This window comes from Schwartzia sp. (in: firmicutes) (genome assembly GCF_978017985.1).
This window is the reverse complement of sequence record NZ_CDXDFU010000167.1, coordinates 1-19,311: the sequence shown is the minus strand read 5'-3', so window position 1 is coordinate 19,311 and position 19,311 is coordinate 1. Positions and strand designations below refer to the sequence as shown.

At 46.9% G+C, this 19,311-nt stretch carries 12 protein-coding genes and 1 tRNA gene; 4 read left to right on the top strand and 9 right to left on the bottom strand.

Annotated elements, in window-relative coordinates; all coding sequences use genetic code 11:
- Window positions 1-3,282: ATP-binding protein (locus ACY69O_RS07545; protein ID WP_462332856.1), on the top strand; the 3,282-nt coding region annotated here is incomplete at its 5' end.
- A 40-nt stretch (window positions 3,283-3,322) separates the two neighbouring features.
- Here ACY69O_RS07545 and ACY69O_RS07540 read toward each other — a convergent pair.
- On the bottom strand, window positions 3,323-4,108 hold the full coding sequence (locus tag ACY69O_RS07540) for a response regulator (RefSeq protein WP_462332855.1): 786 nt from the start codon (window positions 4,106-4,108) through the stop codon (window positions 3,323-3,325).
- A gap of 226 nt (window positions 4,109-4,334) precedes the next feature.
- Between ACY69O_RS07540 and ACY69O_RS07535 the strand changes: the two genes are divergently transcribed.
- Window positions 4,335-5,318, top strand: coding sequence for a site-specific integrase (locus tag ACY69O_RS07535; RefSeq protein WP_462332854.1), 984 nt, complete (start codon window positions 4,335-4,337; stop codon window positions 5,316-5,318).
- 74 nt (window positions 5,319-5,392) lie between these two features.
- On the opposite strand, the gene pckA is transcribed toward ACY69O_RS07535, so the two are convergent.
- Both pckA and thrC read right to left on the bottom strand, forming a co-directional pair.
- On the bottom strand, window positions 5,393-6,997 hold the full coding sequence (gene pckA / locus ACY69O_RS07530) for a phosphoenolpyruvate carboxykinase (ATP) (protein ID WP_462332853.1): 1,605 nt from the start codon (window positions 6,995-6,997) through the stop codon (window positions 5,393-5,395).
- A gap of 204 nt (window positions 6,998-7,201) precedes the next feature.
- Window positions 7,202-8,689, bottom strand: coding sequence for a threonine synthase (gene thrC, locus ACY69O_RS07525; protein ID WP_462332852.1), 1,488 nt, complete (start codon window positions 8,687-8,689; stop codon window positions 7,202-7,204).
- Between the two features lie 255 nt (window positions 8,690-8,944).
- On the opposite strand from thrC, the gene nadE reads away from it, so the two are divergent.
- Together nadE and ACY69O_RS07515 are read left to right on the top strand one after the other, a co-directional pair.
- A complete protein-coding gene (gene nadE, locus ACY69O_RS07520) occupies window positions 8,945-10,849 on the top strand; it encodes an NAD(+) synthase (protein ID WP_462332857.1) in 1,905 nt (634 codons plus the stop codon).
- 281 nt (window positions 10,850-11,130) lie between these two features.
- On the top strand, window positions 11,131-11,586 hold the full coding sequence (locus tag ACY69O_RS07515) for a hypothetical protein (RefSeq protein ID WP_462332851.1): 456 nt from the start codon (window positions 11,131-11,133) through the stop codon (window positions 11,584-11,586).
- Between the two features lie 75 nt (window positions 11,587-11,661).
- On the opposite strand, the gene ACY69O_RS07510 is transcribed toward ACY69O_RS07515, so the two are convergent.
- The 6 genes from ACY69O_RS07510 to map all read right to left on the bottom strand — a co-directional run bounded on the left by ACY69O_RS07510 (window position 11,662) and on the right by map (window position 19,208).
- The gene (locus tag ACY69O_RS07510) at window positions 11,662-12,648 is read right to left on the bottom strand and encodes an HlyD family secretion protein (protein WP_462332850.1); all 987 of its coding nucleotides are present in this window, start codon (window positions 12,646-12,648) and stop codon (window positions 11,662-11,664) included.
- 71 nt (window positions 12,649-12,719) lie between these two features.
- Window positions 12,720-15,353 (bottom strand): alanine--tRNA ligase, encoded by a 2,634-nt coding sequence (alaS, locus tag ACY69O_RS07505; protein WP_462332849.1) that lies wholly within the window; start codon window positions 15,351-15,353, stop codon window positions 12,720-12,722.
- A 152-nt stretch (window positions 15,354-15,505) separates the two neighbouring features.
- Window positions 15,506-15,580, bottom strand: a tRNA-Arg gene (locus ACY69O_RS07500).
- 48 nt (window positions 15,581-15,628) lie between these two features.
- Entirely contained in the window at window positions 15,629-16,876 is a 1,248-nt protein-coding gene (gene pfp / locus ACY69O_RS07495; protein WP_462332848.1) for a diphosphate--fructose-6-phosphate 1-phosphotransferase, read from the bottom strand.
- Window positions 16,877-17,028: 152 nt separating this feature from the next.
- Entirely contained in the window at window positions 17,029-18,336 is a 1,308-nt protein-coding gene (locus ACY69O_RS07490) for a DEAD/DEAH box helicase (protein ID WP_462332847.1), read from the bottom strand.
- Complete coding sequence (gene map, locus ACY69O_RS07485; RefSeq protein WP_462332846.1) at window positions 18,336-19,208, bottom strand: type I methionyl aminopeptidase; 873 nt, start codon at window positions 19,206-19,208, stop codon at window positions 18,336-18,338. Before map ends, ACY69O_RS07490 begins: the two co-directional genes overlap by 1 nt.
- Window positions 19,209-19,311 lie beyond the last annotated feature (103 nt).

Sequence of the window (19,311 nt, the reverse complement as noted above, 5' to 3'; positions counted from 1 at the left end):
TTATATAAAATGCTTTTAGACGGTCAGATTGACCTGCTGGCCGGGCTTGCAAAGACTGATAAAAGAATTGGTCTTATAGGTTACCCTGATTTCCCTATGGGCAACGAGACATATAACCTTATAAAGCACAATGGCGACGAAAGAATCACCAGCGCCTATGAAACGCTGAACGACAAACGTATCGGCGTATTGGACAGCGCCATCGTGCAGGTGCTGAAAAAATTTTTAAACGACCATAACATCAATGCGAATCTTGTAATATTCAATGATTATTCAAGCATGCTCACCGCCTTTGAAAGAAACAATGTGGATGCAATGGTTGCTGAAAGCGATGGAAGCCGTGAACGACGCGATACAGAGCTTCTGTATGCCTTTGGCACTTCAGACTATTATCTTTGTGTGAGCCATTCCCGCCCGGACCTTCTGGAAGATTTGAATAAAGCACAAGTGCAGCTCATGGTCGAGGAACCACATTTTATCAATTCGCTGAAAATAAAATATGATGTCGTCAACCGAAATCTTTCCGAAAAAGAAAAAAAATGGCTTGCCGAGCATGATACCCTGCGTATAGGTTATCTCAACAATTATCTTCCCTACAGCGATACAACCGGCAAAGGAAAGGTTACGGGACTTATAAAGGACCTCATCCCTCAGATTCTCGGGCAGCTGGAGATTTCCGGGCTCAATGTGACCTATAGCGGCTACGACAGCTACGACGATATGCTCATGGATTTAGGCGACGACTATATAGACGTAGCTTTTCCTGTCGGTGGAGGCCTGTTTTTTACGGAGGAAAGAGGTATTTTCCAATCAAATCCTGTTCTCCCAATAAATCCCAACCTTGTTTTTGCTGATGAAAATGCCATACAAAACCCCAAGAGCTTCTCGGCAAACAAGAACAATCTCATGCAATATTATTTCATAAAGACAAACTACCCCGACGCAGAAATCTACTTTTACTCCTCAATTGACGAATGTCTGACGGCAGTCGTAGACGGAACTGTAGACTGTACCACAGTAAACGGAATAAGAGTAAATGACCTCCTCAAAAACCGCCAGTTCCGCGGGCTTTCCATAAAACCACTAAGTGCTCTGGACTCCCGCTGCTTCGGTGTAACAATCGGCAACGAAGGACTGCTGAAGCTCCTTAACCGGGGAGTAAATGTAATAGGACGAGACCAGATAGACCCCCTCGCCTACAAATACCTTGAGGGACTATATAAGCGCAGTATGTACGATATCCTCATGGACAACCTGTTGCCGATAGGTCTCGCGCTGGCTGCAGTATCACTCCTGATAATAGCGTTTTTTGCACGGGAATCCAAAAATGCCAAGCATCGTATAAAAGAAAAGGAAGAATCCGAAAAGATTCTTGAAGCAAAGAACAAAGAACTCGATGAGAACAAGCAGGCACTCATAGCATCAAATAAAAAACTTGCTGAGGCAGCACAAAAGGAACAGGCTGCAAACGTGGCAAAATCCCAATTCCTTTCCAACATGTCCCATGAAATCAGGACACCAATCAATGCAATCATGGGTATGAACGAAATGATATGCCGTGAAGCAAGCGCGCCCAAAATCCGCGAATACGCAGAAAATATTCGCACGGCCAGCTCCAGCCTTCTCGGTATCATTAATGATATCCTTGACTTTTCAAAAATCGAGGCAGGAAAAATCGAGATTATTCCTGTGGAATACGAAATCAGTTCTCTGCTGAACGACCTTATAAACATGGTAAAGACACGCGCAGACAAAAAAGGTCTCGAACTCCATGTAAATGCTTCACCCGATCTTCCGACACTGCTTTACGGCGATGAAATACGCCTAAAGCAGGTTGTAACAAATATCCTGACAAATGCGGTAAAATACACCGAAAAAGGTTCTGTTACACTTCGAATTTCTTTTGAAAAGACAGACGATAAAAATATCAAACTAAAGATTTCCGTTGAAGACACAGGAATTGGCATCAAGCCCGAAGACCTCAAAAAGCTGTACAATCCTTTCGAACGTATTGAAGAAAAACGCAACCGCACTATTGAGGGCACAGGCCTTGGCATGAACATCACCAAACGTCTGCTTGAACTGATGGGAAGTCAGCTTGAGGTCGAAAGCGTTTACGGCGAGGGCTCAAAATTCCACTTTACAGTGATGCAGCCGGTAATAGACTGGACCCCTATCGGTGACTTTGAAAATGCGTACCGCCGCGCTGTCGCCAGACAAAAAAACTATAAAGAACGCTTCACCGCGCCAAATGCAAAAGTGCTGGTCGTGGATGATACGGCAATGAACATCACAGTAATAAAAGGACTGCTGAAAACAACCCGAGTACAGCTGTCCGATGCCAACAGCGGCCGTGACGCATTGCAGCTGACAAATGCCACACAGTTCGACATCATCTTCCTGGACCACCGTATGCCGGACATGGACGGAGTAGAAACACTCGAAGCTATACGTGCGCAGACCAACGGCAAAAACAAAGAAACCCCTGTAATCTGTCTGACTGCCAACGCCATCTCAGGAGCACGGGAATGGTATCTCGCACGCGGCTTCAACGACTATATTACAAAACCTGTAGACAGCGACCATCTCGAAGCTACGCTCATAAAATACCTTCCACCGGAGCTCGTTTCTCTTTCGGACGATAGTCAAGTGGGAGAACACAATGCCGAAAACAAAGCCTCTTTCAGCAATGAGACTTTGGAAAAATTGCGTTCTTCCGACAGTCCGTTGGACATAGACGCCGGGATACAGCATTGCGGCTCTGCAGAAGACTACCTGTCAGTACTTCGGATATTCCTTGAATCCGTAGAAGAAAAGGCTGATGAAATCCAGCAGCTTTTCGAATCACGGGACTGGAAAAACTACACAACTAAGGTTCACGCCCTAAAAAGCTCGGCACGAATTATAGGTGCCGCAGAGCTTTCGGAACAGGCAAAGCATTTGGAGGACGCAGGAAATCAGCTCCAGGTTGAAGAAATTACACAAAAAACACCTGCATTGCTGGAACTCTACAGAAGCTGCAGCAAGCTTCTGGACACTTTCAAAACAGAAGACACTGATAACTCCGACCTTCCGGAAATCGACAGCGAGTCTCTCGCCGAAGCCTATGAAGCAATAAAAGAGCTTGCTGCCTCATTCGACTACAACAGTATCAAGCTTGTGCTTGCAGAGCTTGAAAGAACACGCGTACCGAAGGAATTGTCCGAACGGCATAACCGCATTGTCGATGCCGCGAAAAAACCAGACTGGGATGCTCTGAAAAAAATCTTTGAAGAAGCATAAAAAAACTGTGGCAAATGTTTTCACATCTGCCACAGCTTTTTTATTCACTCTGCATCTCCTGCAGCTGCTCATATTTCTTTTTCTCGAAAAAGTCCGCTATGAACTTCAGGAGAGCAGCCTTTTCCGTAGATTTCAAAAGATATCCGTCCGGCTTCAGCTCAAGAACCTTCATGACACTTTCCCTGTCCCCTTTGCCGGTCAGGAAAATGACAGGAACCATTTCTACATTTTTCTCATTCCGAATCATTTCCAGTACCTGCGGACCACTGGTCACCGGCATCTCATAATCCAGCAGGATAAGGTCCGGTTTATTCTCAGCCAGATACATCAATGCCTGCGCACCTGAATTTACAATGGTGACGCGATAGTTAACTGACAGCCATTCATTGATTGTTTTAAGGAAGACATTGTCATCATCAACAAGCAAAATGCTTTTTCTCCGCGCGCTTTCATCATTGACACGCACAAGACGGTCAAGCTCGTCTATCAGCTTTATCACATCAAAAGGGCGCTCAAACCGAGCTGCCGTAAGTCTGTTTGGAATCGTCTTGCCCACCGTGGCAAGTTCATCAGGATTGCCGATAAGAACCAGCAGCTTATCCTCCGCGACGCAGAGATCCTTCAGATAAACAAGAAGCTCAGCAGCATCAGCAATGAAGCTTCCCAAATAAAAAATCAGAACATCGGTCTCTTTGCGTTTCTCACTCACCGAGGCAACCGTTGCATCTACAGGCAGAATCTCATAGCCTGCCTCCTCCAGATTTTTCTGAACCGCATTGACCAAAAACGGGGAACCATTTCGTATCAGTATAGCTTTCTTTTCCATAACCGGCCCCTTCCTGCCACGGCAATACATTCTCTACCCGTAGTCTATCACCTTAATTTTACCAAATTTTTTGTCAAATTCAATATAAATGTAAATATGCAATTTACCTCTAAGGCTTTATTTTACTCATACTTCCCCAGTTTTCCATCAATCTCTTTTCATCTTGCGCTTCCGCCTTTATAGCGATATGATTACATTGATATATTTTCAGTGGAAGTGAAAAATTTTGAACGATTCTTTTGTGCTCACCAACAATGAAGCTGTCGAAGAAAATGACGGACTTTCTTCAAAAAGCAAACGCCGCCTCAGAAACGCAAAGGCGGCAAACACAATAAAAGCATATAACTCCGACTGGCGGGATTTCGTTGACTGGTGCGCCTACAACAAAGTCGAGGCTCTGCCCGCACTTCCCGAAACCATAGTCAACTATGTAAACGATTTGGCCGACAACGCAAAGGCAAACACCGTTGCCCGCCGAATCACTGCAATCTCTGAAAACCATATAGCTGCAGGTTATTTCCGTGAAAACAATCCTGCGAAAAGCGCCCTCGTCCGTGCCGCTATCGCCTCCATAAGACGCGAAAAAGGAACATTTCAGCACGGAAAAGCGCCCATACTCCTTGAAACGGTACATCTTCTCGCAGGCTGCTTTGAAAACATAGACGACCTTGCCAAGCTCCGCGACCGCGCGCTCCTTTTCCTCGGCTTTGCAGGCGCATTCCGCCGCTCAGAGCTTGTAAATGTACAGATTGAGGACCTAACCTTCACCCCGCAGGGACTAATTGTTTTTATTCCCCGTGCAAAGGGTGACCAGCTGGGCAAAGGAAGCAATATCGCAATCCCCTACGCCCCTGACAAAACCATCTGCGCGGTCCGTGCGGTGCAGGAATGGATTCAGTCGGCAGGACTGAAGGAAGGGCCTCTTTTCCGTCCCTTCAAAAAAAATCATGAGCTTCGCGACATACAGATGTCCGATAAATCCGTGGCATTGATTGTAAAAAAATACATTGCCGCCGCAGGGCTCAACCCCAAAGATTTCGCAGGACACAGCCTGCGCCGAGGCTTTGCCACAAGCGCTGCCCAGCATGATGTAGATGCGCTCTCCATCATGCGCCAGACACGCCACAAATCAGAAAAAATGGTTCATCGCTACATAGAACAGGGAAATATCTTCAAGGAAAACCCGCTGAACCGCATGTTCGACAAATAAAAGCACACAAAAGCGCCCCTGTACGACAACAATTTCTGCCGTACAGGGGCGCTTCATTTATTCAAATTCTTTAATTAAAGTTTCGGGCCAGCTGCGACCAGGGATTTACCGATTTCATTTGTTGTGTATTTGACAAAGTTTTTGTTGAAGAGCTCAGCCAGCTGCTTTGCTTTCTTCTCCCATTCTGCTTTATCAGCGTATGTATCGCGCGGGTCGAGAACCTTCGTATCTACACCCTCAAGCTCCGTAGGAATCTCAAGGTCAAAGATAGGCAGCTTCTTCGTCGGTGCTTTTGCAATAGCGCCATTGAGGATAGCGTCGATGATTCCGCGTGTATCTTTGATGGAGATACGTTTGCCTGTTCCGTTCCAGCCTGTGTTGACGAGGTATGCTTTCGCGCCGCTGACCTTCATCTTTTTGATGAGCTCCTCAGCGTATTTCGTCGGGTGCAGTTCAAGGAATGCCTGACCGAAGCAAGCGGAGAATGTCGGTGTCGGCTCAGTGATGCCGCGCTCTGTACCTGCGACCTTAGCCGTGAAGCCGGAGAGGAAGTAGTATTCCGTCTGCTCCGGTGTCAAAACAGAGACCGGCGGAAGTACGCCAAATGCATCTGCGGAAAGGAAGATAACATTCTTTGCTGCAGGCGCGGAGGAAATCGGTTTTACGATATTGTTGATGTGCTGAATCGGATAGGAAACGCGTGTGTTCTCCGTAACGCTCTTGTCATCAAAGTCGATTTTGCCGTCAGCAGCAACTGTAACATTCTCTAAAAGCGCGTCACGTTTGATAGCGTTGTAGATATCCGGCTCGGAATCTTTATCGAGGTTGATTACCTTAGCATAGCAGCCGCCCTCGAAATTGAATACGCCGTTATCGTCCCAGCCGTGCTCATCATCACCGACCAGCTTGCGTTTCGGATCTGTGGAGAGAGTCGTCTTGCCTGTACCGGAGAGGCCGAAGAAAATAGCCGTATTCTTTCCGTCCATATCGGTATTTGCGGAGCAGTGCATAGCAGCAATGCCCTTAAGCGGCAGGAAGTAGTTCATCATGGAGAACATACCCTTTTTCATCTCGCCGCCGTACCATGTATTGATGATTACCTGCTCACGGCTTGTGAGGTTAAATACGATAGCTGTCTCGGAGCGGAGACCGAGTTCTTTGAAGTTCGTAACCTTTGCTTTGGAAGCATTGTAAACTACGAAATCCGGTTTGAAATTCTTTTCTTCCTCCGGAGTCGGTTTAATGAACATATTGCGGACGAAGTGCGCCTGCCATGCAACCTCCATAATGAAACGGACAGCCATGCGCGTATCCTTGTTTGCACCGCAGAAGCCGTCAACAACGTAGAGTTTCTTGTTGGAAAGCTCTTTCTTGGCAATCTCCATTACACCTTCCCAGGCTTTCTGGCTTGCTCGGTGGTTATCATTTGGATATTCATCGGATGTCCACCATACGGTATCACGGGATACTTCATCTTCCACGATGAATTTATCCTTCGGGGAACGGCCTGTGAATTCGCCTGTCATTACGTTTACCGCGTCAAGCTCAGTCATCTGTCCCTTTTCATATCCTTCGAGACCCGGCTGCATCTCTTCATCAAAGAGAGTCTCATAGGAAGGATTGTAAAGAACTTCCGTCGTTCCGGTGATTCCATACTGTGTCAAATCGATGTTCGCCATGTGATAGTCAACCTCTTTTTTCAAAATTTTTACGATAAAGAAAATTCTTATCTTATTCGCAATAAGTACATTATACACCAAACGTAAGATTCATGCTAAACAAAATTTATTTTTTTCATTTATTTTTGAAAAAATAAAAAAACCGTTGGATTATCGGCTAAAATCCAACGGTTTCAATGATTAAGATATCAGACTTTTGAAAGCTCAGTCTTTCGCGAAGTTGAACACAATGTTCTCCATATCGTCTTTTTTGCAGGAAATCTCATGAATAACTTTCGCTTCCTTTAGCATTGAGAGTTCTTTGGGAGCTTTCACATCATTTTTAGCCTCAAGAGCTTCCAGCAGCGCAAACGGATCTTTGCTGTCCGCAGGTTCACCCAAAGCCTCAAGAACACTTCCGTTAAATTTGTACGGGCTGGCCGTAGACACAATGACCATCGGTGTCATGTCGTCCGTCTTGCGGCGGTAGGAATCTGCCACAGTCCAAGCAACAGCAGTATGGGGGTCAAGAACATAATGAGTCTTGTCGTAGACCTCTTTGATTGTAGCTTTCGTTTTCTCATCATCAGCCCAGTCTGCCCAGAAATAATTCTGCACACGCTGGAGCATACCAACGCCGACATCATAGAGTCCATCATCAGCCAGCATTTCCATCCAGCCTGTTACACGGGAAGTATCTCCCGTCAGATGATAAAGCAGACGCTCAAGGTTGCTGGAAATGAGAATATCCATGGACGGCGAAATTGTTTTCTCAAAGGGACGATTGCGGTCATAGTAGCCTGTCTGCAGGAAGTCAGTCAGAACATTGTTCTGATTGGACGCGCAAATCAAATGTCCGATTGGAAGTCCCATTTGACGTGCATAGAAGCCTGCAAGGATATTTCCGAAATTGCCCGTGGGAACAGTGAAATTAACTGCATCGCCGGAGTTAATCTTTCCTGACTTGCACATGTCCGCATAGGCGCTGAAATAATAAACAATCTGCGGTACAAGACGCCCCCAGTTAATGGAGTTTGCGCTGGAAAGCTTTGCGCCCTTTGTTTCTACCTGCTTTACAAAGACTTCATTTTTGAAAATCTTTTTAACGCCTGTCTGGGCATCGTCAAAATTTCCCTTTACGGCAACAACCTGGACATTGTCTCCCGTCTGGGTAACCATCTGAAGGCGCTGCATTTCACTGACGCCGTCCTCAGGGTAAAATACCTGAATTTTCGTCTGCGGAACATCTGCAAAACCTGCAAGAGCGGCTTTGCCCGTATCGCCGGATGTAGCCACCAATATGTGGATTATCTTTGTTTCGCCTGTCTTTTTGAGTGCCGTCTGCATGAGCTGCGGCAAAAGCTGCAAAGCCATATCCTTGAACGCGCTTGTAGGCCCGTGCCAAAGCTCCAAAACAGTGCGGTCGCCTACCTCTTTTACAGGAGCAACCTCTTCTGTATCAAATTTTGCATTGCCGTAAGCATTGGCAACACATGTCTTTAATTCCTCTTCCGTATAATCCGTCAAAAACAGGCCAAGTACTTTTACGGCTCTTTCCTGATATGATATATTCTGAAGCGAATCAATAAATTCGGCGTCAACCTTCGGGATTTCATTAGGAACCAAAAGCCCTCCGTCCTTTGCCATTCCCTGCAGTATAGCTGCCGCAGACTCCATGGGCTCGCCTTTTCCTCTTGTGCTCATATACTCCATTGCATTCGTCCTCTCTTCTCGGGATTTCTACTGGTGCCAGATTGTGATACAATACCATTATCATTTAAGAAGAACGCTATCATACACTTTAAATTGAACAAAATTTTAGTTATTTTTGTTTAATTTGCCAATCCGCTGTTTCATTATAGCAAAAATATTATAGATTTTCCACGTAATATGTAAAAATCGGCAACTTTTTCCATCTGCAGGAAACAGATGATTATTTTACAGCATTGTCAAAAGAAAGGTCTGATTCTGTTGAAAATCGCACTGGCTCAAATTGAGGTCATCCCGGGGCATCCCGATAAAAACACGGAAAAAATTCTTTCCTTTATAAATGAAGCCAAAAAGCAAAATGCGGATGTTATTATTTTCCCGGAGCTTGCAGTACCCGGATATCTTTTGGGTGATACATGGGAGCAGCCGTCCTTCCTTGAGGACTGCGAATCCTACGGACGTGATATAATCGCCGCGTCGCAGGGGATTGCCGTGCTTTTCGGCAATATTGCAATCGACAGGGAAAAGAAAAATAACGACGGACGTATACGAAAATACAATGCTTTTTTTGCCGCGCAGAACGGAAAGCTGATACCTCCCTCCGGCAAAGCACCGTATCCTTTTGTCATAAAAACTCTGCTTCCGAACTACAGAGAGTTCGACGATACCAGATATTTTTACAGTCTCGAAAAGCTCTCCCGTGAGCTGAACATAAACACAGAGGAGCTTCTCGCCCCGATAAAAATCAACGTATCCGGTAAAGAATACAACATAGGCTGCCTTTTATGCGAGGACGGCTGGAGTGATGATTACACTCTTGCGCCCCTTTCTGTCCTCCATGAAAAATACCAGCCGGATTTTTTCGTAAACATTTCATGTTCTCCTTTCACGCTCGGAAAAAACAACAAACGAAACAGAGTTTTTTCCGCTCAGGCTAAGGAAGTAAAAGCACCTTTGATTTATGTCAATAATGTGGGCATACAAAACAACGGAAAGACCATCTACACCTTTGACGGCTCAAGCACGGTCTACAGCAATACAGGTGTGATATCCCATGCCTGCCCCGCATACGAGGAAGCTCTTTCCTTTGTCGAATTGGAAGCTATAGCCGAAGAAACAAAAAGCACTGATACTGCATGCACCGAAAACCAGATTGAAGAAATTTATAAAGCCGTCACCTACGGAATACGGCATTTTCTCGACAGTATAAGAATGAAGAAAGTTGTCATAGGCATTTCAGGCGGAATAGACTCTGCTGTTGCTGCGGCGCTTTACTGCAGGGTGCTCGGACCGGAAAATGTCCTGCTTGTAAATCTTCCCAGCCGCTTCAACTCTGACACCACAAAAGGACTGGCTCACCGTCTCGCCCGGAACCTGTCCTGCAGATACGCGGTAGTCCCGATACAGGAATCTGTAGAGCATACAATCTCACAGATAGAAGATATAACGATTCAGAATCTGTACGATAACACGCAGGAACATTGGACTGTTTCGGATTTTAATGCTGAAAACATTCAGGCCCGTGACCGCTCCGCCCGTGTTTTGGCTGCCCTTTCTGCTGTGTTTGGCGGCGGTTTTACCTGCAACGCCAACAAAGCCGAAACAACTGTAGGCTACTCCACACTCTACGGCGACCAAAGCGGATTTCTTGCTGCCCTTGCCGACCTGTGGAAATATCAGGTATATGGTCTTGCACAATACTTAAATGAAACAATCTACGGCCGTGAGGTTATTCCGCAAGAAACTATAACCCTGCCGCCGTGCGCTGAACTGTCTTCAAATCAAAACATTGATGAAGGACAAGGCGACCCGATACAGTACCCTTACCACGACTACCTCTTCCGCTCCTTCATTGAAAGATGGAAGAAAGCAGCTCCTGAGGATATACTCGAATGGTACATGGCAGGCTCCTTGGAAGACGAAATCGGCTGTGAACACGGGCTTGTAAAAAAACTGTTCCCTACGCCTAAAGCTTTCATTGATGATTTGGAACGCTGGTGGAACCAGTTCTCCGGAATTGCTGTTGCAAAAAGAATTCAGGCCCCCCCTGTTCTTGCCGTCAGCCGCCGTGCTTATGGTTTTGACCACCGGGAATCACAGAACGGCCCCTATTATACGCGCCGCTACAAACAGCTAAAAGAAAAAATACTTGCATCAGAATAGTACTGCTCACAAAACTGCCGTGCACCAGCGCGGCAGCTTTTTTTATCCGATGCTGAGTTGATACATGTTCCGTTTCTAAAGTGGGAACTAAGCACTAATAACGCCCTATATAAATTCGAATAAAATTCAGTTGAATTTTAAAACTCATAATGAATAAGTCTCATTTTATTATTTTTATATAAAATCCACTAATTTTTCTTGCAATAATTATATATTCGGATTATTATATACATACATAACTGGAAATACACTTATACAAAAAAAGAAAGGAAGTGAATATTTTGCTCAAAGAGCTGACAACATGCTTGACCGGATTTCTGATGATGGCCGGTACAACAGGTTTTGCAGCAATTCCCAGCACAGACATTGCTCTTGGCGGAATTAAGCCGGGCATGAACATAGATGAAGCCATTGCTGCGTTCGGACAGCCGACGTACCATGACCAAGGAGAGGAAGCTTTATTTCAGAACGGCATCAAGATTGATTTAGACGATTATACACGTCGTACAATCGAGGAAATAAAAATTTCCCGCTCCAGTGGAATTTCAACACCGGCAGGAATAACAATAGGTTCTTCCGAGAGTGCTATCACCGAAGCTTATGGACACCCTGACAAACTTAAGACCGATGATGGCATGCAGGAGTACACTTATTACGCTGACGACAGCGGCATGAAGATTGAATTCAAAGTTCTTCACGGTGCTGTTGTAAAAATTAAGTGCGACCTCAACAACTAAAAACGGCATAATTTCGTCTGATTATCCGTACATCAAAAGAGGGCATCACGCAAATGCGTGATGCCCTCTTTTTCCTTACAAATTAACTTTTACAACAGCTCTTGCCTGTGGACGGAATACCGCATCCCACTTTTCCGGCAGCGCTATGCGTATGGTGAGCTTATCCGCATGGATATCATTCGGATTTACCCCCTCAGTTCCCGCATTGCTTTCCGTCTTTCCCTTGGGCTGTTCAATGTCAGCTATAGTTCCGTCAAAGGTTTTTCCGCCGACCGTATAGGAAACATACTGCCCCAATTTGAACAATTCTCCCTTTGCCGGGTCAACGTAAGCTTCTATCCAAAAGCTCTCAGAATTTCCAATCGAGAGAATAACCTGTCCCGCACGGACCTCATCTCCGCTTTTCATCTCTGAAAGATACACCGTCCCGGGAACAGGCGCAGTAATCTCTGTTGCCTGTGAAGCCTCCTGCGCTTTTAAAAGTGCGGCTTCCGCCTGTCGCAGCGTAAGCTCTGCCTGGCGTATTGCCTGCTCGCTTGCAGGCTGATGAACAGTCTGATAAGAGACACTTCCCGCAGAAGCCCCTGCTTCGTACTCTGCTCTGGCCTCTTCAAGCTGCCTTGCGCTGACAGCTCCAATCGCATAAAGCTGCTCCATACGCTCAAGCTGGGCCGCCTGCTGCGCCGAACCGCCGCTTTCTATGACGACAGGACGTGAAACAGTCGTCCCCTGTCTTACCTGTGCAAGATTCTGCTTTGCAAGCTCCACAGACTGAGCAAGCTGCTTTATCTGCTCTTCCGAGACCTTGACTTCAATATTCGCCAAAGACTGTCCTGTTTTGACACTTTCCCCGTCTTTTACAAGGATTTCGGTAATTGTGCCGTTTGCCCGGGTCCTTACCCCGACAGCATTGCCCACTACCGCTGCGTCTACCAGTGTAAGAACCTTGTGACTGCTCTGATACCACCATACTATGCCGGAGCAGAGCACAGCACCCGCAATCAGTCCCACAAGTCCGTATTTCAAAAATCTGTTGACAGTCCTGCTGATATCAACTTCCAAAAGTATTACCTCTGTTTTTTAGTCTGCAAAAGACGCGCAGAGCCCCTGCGCGTCTTGTAAAATCATATTTATTAGCCTAACTGCTCTTTAATCACAGCTTCTGCCTTTGCGATTGCCTCAGGCAGCTTTTCGGCATTCTTGCCGCCTGCCTGTGCCATATCCGGACGTCCGCCGCCACCGCCGCCAACGACAGCTGCCATTTCTTTGATGATTTTTCCGGCATGAATACCCTTCTTGACTGCTTCCTTGGAAGCTTTTACAACGAGGTTTACCTTGCCGTCAAATGCCGCACCGAGAACAACGACACCGTTTTCGAGCTTATCGCATGCCAAATCAGCCATTTCACGAAGCTCATCCATGCCTGCGACATCAGCTTTGCCCTTTACAACCTGAACTCCGCCGATTTCCTGTACGTCGGAAAGGAGCTTCTCAGCATCCTCTTTTTCCTGCATTTTGCGGACTTCATCAATCTTCTTGGACATTTCCTTATTCTCGTCAAGAAGCGCGGAAATATGAGATACCACATCATCTGCCTGACATTTCAGTATGCCAGCGGCCTCATTAACGAGAGCTTCGTTCTTCTTTGCGTAGGCAAGAGCCGCAGCACCCGTAACAGCTTCGATACGGCGTACACCTGCAGCGACACCCGTTTCGCTGATGATTTTGAACATGCCGATCTGTCCGACGTTCTTGACGTGGGAACCGCCGCAAAGCTCCATGCTGAAGCCCGGGACCGTAACGACACGGACAATATCACCGTATTTTTCACTGAAGAGAGCCATTGCACCCTTTTCGCGTGCCTCGTCCTGCTTCATGTGAGAGATTTCAACATCCTGTCCTTTGAGGATAATTTCGTTTACGAGCTCCTCTACATCAGCAAGCTGCTGCTCCGTAACCGGCTCGAAATTCGAGAAGTCAAAACGCAGACGCTCCGGTGTTACGAGAGAACCTGCCTGATTTACCTGGCTGCCGACAACACGCTTCAGTGCTGCCTGCATCAGATGGGTTGCAGTATGGTTGCGTGCAGACGCAAGCTTGCGTGCTGCATCAATTTCAATTTTAACTGTATCTCCGACCTTCAGCATACCCTCTTCAATGTAGGAAAGATGATAAACTGTGCCGTCCGGAAGCTTCTTTGCGTTGGAAACCTGTACACGGCCAAGCTCGGAAATAAAGAGTCCTGCGTCGCCTACCTGTCCGCCGCCCTCAGCGTAGAACGGTGTTACGTCAAGAATAATTCCTGCTTCCTCGCCGTCCTTGAGTTCATCAACAAGGACGCCGTCCTTCCAGATGCAGACGACCTTTGCCTCGGTTGCAGTTTCGTCAACACGGAGCTTGGAAACGTCAACGCGGTCTCTGAGGTCAGGAACCTCAACACGCTGGTTTGCCTTACGAGCGGAACGTGCGCGTTCCCTCTGTGCCTGCATTTCAGCTTCAAAGCCCTTTTCGTCCAGCTCAAGACCGTTCTCGTGCAGAATCTCATCAGTAAGCTCCCACGGGAATCCGAAGGTATCATAAAGCTTGAATGCGTCAGCACCGCTGAGAACTTTATTTCCTTCTTTTTTCAGTGCTTCCATGTGGTCATTCAGCATCTCCATACCCTGAGACAGTGTTGCATGGAAACGCTCTTCTTCAAGAAGAATGACCTTCTTAATATAGTCCTGTTTAGCAACAAGAGCTCCGAAGTCCGAAGCATCCTGATAAATTTTAACGACAGCATCTACAGCGCCCGGCAGGAATGTGTCCTTGATACCGAGAAGTCTGCCGTGGCGTACGGCACGGCGCAGGATACGGCGCAGTACATAGCCGCGTCCTTCGTTGGACGGAAGAATTCCATCCATAATCATGACTGACATGCTGCGTGCATGGTCGGCAATGACCTTCAGGGAAACATCAGTCTCCGCATCCTTTCCGTATTCGACACCTGCTTTTGCAGCCGCGTATTCGATAATCGGGAACAGGAGATCTGTTTCGAAGTTCGAGGGCTTGCCCTGAACTACGGAAGCAAGACGCTCAAGTCCGCAGCCTGTATCAATATTTTTATGTGCCAGCGGATTATATTTTCCGTCCTCTGTACGGTCAAACTGCGTAAATACGAGGTTCCAGATTTCAAGGTAACGATCGCAGTCACAGCCTACACCGCAGGTCGGCTCTCCGCAGCCGCGCTCTTCGCCGAGGTCGATATAAATCTCGGAGTCAGGTCCGCAAGGGCCCGGGCCGATTTCCCAAAAATTATCCTCAAGGGCAACGATATGTGTCGGGTCAAATCCCGGCTGTTCACGCCAGATAGCTGCAGCTTCTTCGTCCTTCGGATAAATCGTCGCATAAAGCTTATCCTTCGGAAGCTCTACAACCTCTGTAAGGAACTCCCATGCCCAGGGAATAGCCTCTTTCTTGAAATAATCACCAAAAGAGAAATTACCAAGCATTTCGAAATATGTCTGGTGACGAGCTGTACGCCCGACGTTTTCAATATCGCCTGTACGTACGCAGCGCTGGCTTGTCGTAACGCGTGTACGGGGCGGTTTCATTTTACCTGTGAAAAACGGCTTCAACGGTGCCATACCCGCACCAATCAAAAGAAGCGTCGGATCATTATCAGGAATCAAAGAAAAACTCTCCATGCGGAGATGTCCTTTCTTTTCCGCGAAAAACTTCAAATACGCTTCGCGGAGCTCATTACCGGTCATATACTTCAAACTCATCAACCCCCAAAAAGTTTGGTTTTCTGCATTGTGTTAACCTCATAATTATAGTTGACTACACGTTCAAAGTCAATTTTGAAACACAGATAACCTACCATAAAATAGAAAAAGCTGCACATGAAATAACATCTCATGTGCAGCCTGATTTTCCATGGTGCGCTCGGGCGGAGTCGAACCGCCGCTTTCAGCTCCGGAGGCTAACGTCCTATCCACTGGACTACGAGCGCGTCACAAACAAGGGATAGTATAGCATACAGCCTTTATTTTGTCCAACTCTACTGGAAGAGATAACCGTATCTCTTCTTGAATTCTTCTGTGTTCATTCCATAGTCGGAAGCAAGTGAAGCATCTTCAAGGTCTTCTTTTTCAAGACGCATCATGAAGCCTCTTGCAATGCGGTAATGGACGGAGTCCACATCCACACGGCGCACGCGTGTGCGGCCTGTTGCCGAGTCACGGATATCTTCGAAATAAAGCGGTACGGCAAGCTCGTTTTGTATGGAAATCATTGCACCTGACTTTCCGTGCATGAGGAAACGAACTGCTTCATAACCAAGGGAACGTGTATAGTCGATATCATACGCAATAGGTGCCGCGCAGCGAAGCTCGTATCCAATATCCTTTGCAACAATAGTCGGCTTGCGTCCGAATTTTTTCAATTCAGCGAGGACTGCTTTTTTCAGTATCTCTCCGAAATCAAGCTCTGCATAGCGGATATGTCCGTGCTCATCAAGAGCAACAGGGCCCATTTTCTCCAAATCCTCCTGTGCGATTTTTTCAATGACGCCCTCGGCAATGACTGCCACACCGTATGTTTTGCCCTGATTATACCGCTTCATGACAGAGCCTGTTACGATATCAATAAGGTGCTGCAGGGAAATTTTTTCCTGTGTGAATTCCTCCGGAATGACCGTAAGAATCGAGCCTGATGAACGTCCCATTCCCAACGCAAGATGACCTGCCGTCCTGCCCATTGCTATAGCAAAATACCAACGGTTTGAAGTTGTTCTTGCATCCTCCATGAGATTTTGAAGTTCTGTTGTTCCGAAGGCACGGGCTGTTTCAAAGCCAAATGTCGGCACACCTTCGGGGAGCGGAAGATCGTTGTCTATGGTTTTGGGTACATGAACCACATTCAGCGTCCAGCCTGCTTTTTTAGCATGTGCTGATACCATTGCAGCGCTGTATGCCGTATCGTCACCGCCGATTGTAACAAGATGTGTTACGCCAAGCTCGCCGAGTGTATCGACAACAGCCTCCAAATCTGCTTCTGACTTTGTCGGATTGTACCGTGCCATACGCAGAATACATCCGCCTGTGAGATGGATACGGCTCACATCATTATATTGAAGCCTGATGTAATCTTTTTCACGCTTCGCCAGATGTGAAAAACCGTCATACATTCCGAGAACGTCCCAACCGTGCTTTCTCGCCTCGATAGTTACGGCTGCAATAACGCCGTTGATGCCCGGTGCCGGTCCTCCGCCACAAACAATAGCAATAGTATTCGTCGCTTCGCTCATGATTTCCCCTCCATAGCCATTATTGTAGGTCACATAAGAATATTCTTTCAACTTTTGTATATATTCTATGTTGAACAAGAAATTCCTGCCAATTGTATAAAACTTTCTACAACAAAAAAGAACCTACGATTTTCACGTAGGTTCTCAAAAACTTATCTTCTCTTCTTTTGTGCGGGCTTGGCGTGTCTCGCTGACGGATTTCTGCGGCTCCGCATATCCCTTCCCTTATGCTCTGCACCCTTGCGGTTTGCATATTTGCTCAGGGGTTTTGCTTTCTTTTTCTTTTCTTCCTGACGTTCTTTACGGATTTTTGCCGCAATCTGCTCACGCGCCTTCGCTTTCTCACGGCTGCGTGTAGAACGCTGTTTTACGATATGCTTGCGTATTCCCGCTTCGATAGCACGCAGCTTGTCATACTGACGCGCATTGACGAAGGTAATCGCTTCGCCCTCACGTCCTGCACGTCCCGTACGTCCGATTCGGTGAATATAATCCTCTGTAGAACGCGGAATGTCGTAGTTTACCACATGGGTAACACCTTCAATATCCAGTCCGCGTGCGGCAATGTCAGTGGTAACAAGAATCTGAAGCTCTGCGGAACGGAATTTTTTCATTACAAAGTTCCGCTGTGCCTGAGTCAAATCGCCATGAAGCTCATCAACAAGATATCCGCGCTGAGCAAGCGCCATCATAACCTGATGAACTCTCTGCTTTGTCATACAGAAAACCATCATCAGATACGGCTGGCGTGTATTGATAATCTCACAGAGCTGGTCAAGCTTCGTTTCCTCTGTGGAATCGATTATGGTCTGGTGAATAGCATCAAGAGTCGGCGCATCTGCTTCAACCTTAATCTCCTGCGGCTGTACCATATAACGGTGAGCCAGCGCGCGGACGCGGTCAGGAATAGTCGCTGAAAAGAGCAGCAGCTGACGGTCGGCTGCAAGAGCCTTAAGCAGAACCTCTACATCCTCAAGAAAGCCCAACTTCATCATTTCGTCAGCTTCATCAAGAACGACCTTGTTTGCCTGTGAAAGCTGCAGAGTCTTTCTTCTTATATGGTCAAGAAGACGTCCCGGTGTGCCTATGACAAGCTGCGGATGACGTCCGAGACGTTCTTTTTCCTTCTCAATATCCTGTCCGCCATACAAAGCCAGCGAGCGGATATCGTATGCAGGACATACGGTCTGAGCTACCTTTCCAATCTGTCTTGTAAGCTCGCGTGTCGGGGTGACTATGAGAGTCTGTGCCGTATCTACACCGGATTTCATACGCTCCAGCAAAGGAAGCAGGAACGCAAGTGTTTTTCCTGTGCCCGTCGGCGCCTGAACAATCGCATCGTTTCCGCCGCGAACCACCGGAACAGCCTTTTCCTGCACCGGAGTTGCTTCATGGATACCCGCATGCTTCAGAAGCTTTACCGCTTCACCGCGGATTCCGAGTTCTTCAAAAGTCAGCATCAGCTTGATAATACCTCCGTGCCTGTTTCAGTGATAAGAATGGTCTTTTCCCACTGTGCCGAAAGCTTGCGGTCCTTCGTACGCACAGTCCAGCCGTCCTTCTTATCTGTTACTACTTTATATGTACCTTCATTTATCATAGGCTCTACCGTTAGAACCATACCCGGCACAAGAAGCATTCCCGTACCGGCCTCACCCACATGAGGCACGAACGGTTCCATGTGGAAATCCTTGCCGACACCGTGTCCACCTAAATCCGTGACCACGGAATATCCGTTTTTGTGCGCATGCTCTCCGCATGCGGCGCCGATATCACCGAGCCAATGCCACGGTTTGGCTGCTTCAATGCCGAGCTCCATGCACTCGCGAGCAACCTCAACAAGACGCTTTGCTGCCGGTGACACCTCACCAACAAGGTACATACGGGACGCATCAGCATAATATCCGTCAAGAATCGTTGTAGTATCTACGTTTACAATGTCGCCCTCTTTAAGGATTGTGGTAGGCGAAGCAATACCGTGGCAGACCACTTCATTTATTGAGATACATACTTTTTTAGGGAAGCCCGCATAGTTGAGACACGCCGGAATACCACCGTGAGATGTGATATACTCACCTGCAGCCTTGTCCAGTGTCTCCGTATCAATGCCCGGACGAATCAAAGTTTCCATCAGATCAAGAACGCCGTCATTGATTACACCGCTCTTTCTGATTCCCTCGATATCCTTCTGATTATTGATTATTTTGTGAGGCGGGCGTACCTGTCCCTTGAAAAAATCAAATTTTATTTCGCTTAAACGTTGGTCGAAGTTCAGATGGCAATGCTTATATTTCTTTCCGCTTCTGCACCAACATAAATCATTTCTATCCATTTTTACTTTACGCTCCTTTTAACTTAGCCTGCTAACTAGTATATCATAAAAAGCTTAGATGATAATAATTTTCTTTTCGCCTTTACCAACACTGATATACGGT

Bases quoted from the DNA above. Each gene is read 5' to 3' on its own strand.
- ACY69O_RS07540 (WP_462332855.1), bottom strand. From the start codon at position 4,108: ATGGAAAAGAAAGCTATACTGATACGAAATGGTTCCCCGTTTTTGGTC.
- alaS (WP_462332849.1), bottom strand. From the start codon at position 15,353: ATGAGTTTGAAGTATATGACCGGTAATGAGCTCCGCGAAGCGTATTTG.
- pfp (WP_462332848.1), bottom strand. From the start codon at position 16,876: ATGAGCGAAGCGACGAATACTATTGCTATTGTTTGTGGCGGAGGACCG.
- map (WP_462332846.1), bottom strand. From the start codon at position 19,208: ATGGATAGAAATGATTTATGTTGGTGCAGAAGCGGAAAGAAATATAAG.
- pckA (WP_462332853.1), bottom strand. From the start codon at position 6,997: ATGGCGAACATCGATTTGACACAGTATGGAATCACCGGAACGACGGAA.
- ACY69O_RS07490 (WP_462332847.1), bottom strand. From the start codon at position 18,336: ATGCTGACTTTTGAAGAACTCGGAATCCGCGGTGAAGCGGTAAAGCTT.
- thrC (WP_462332852.1), bottom strand. From the start codon at position 8,689: ATGGAGTATATGAGCACAAGAGGAAAAGGCGAGCCCATGGAGTCTGCG.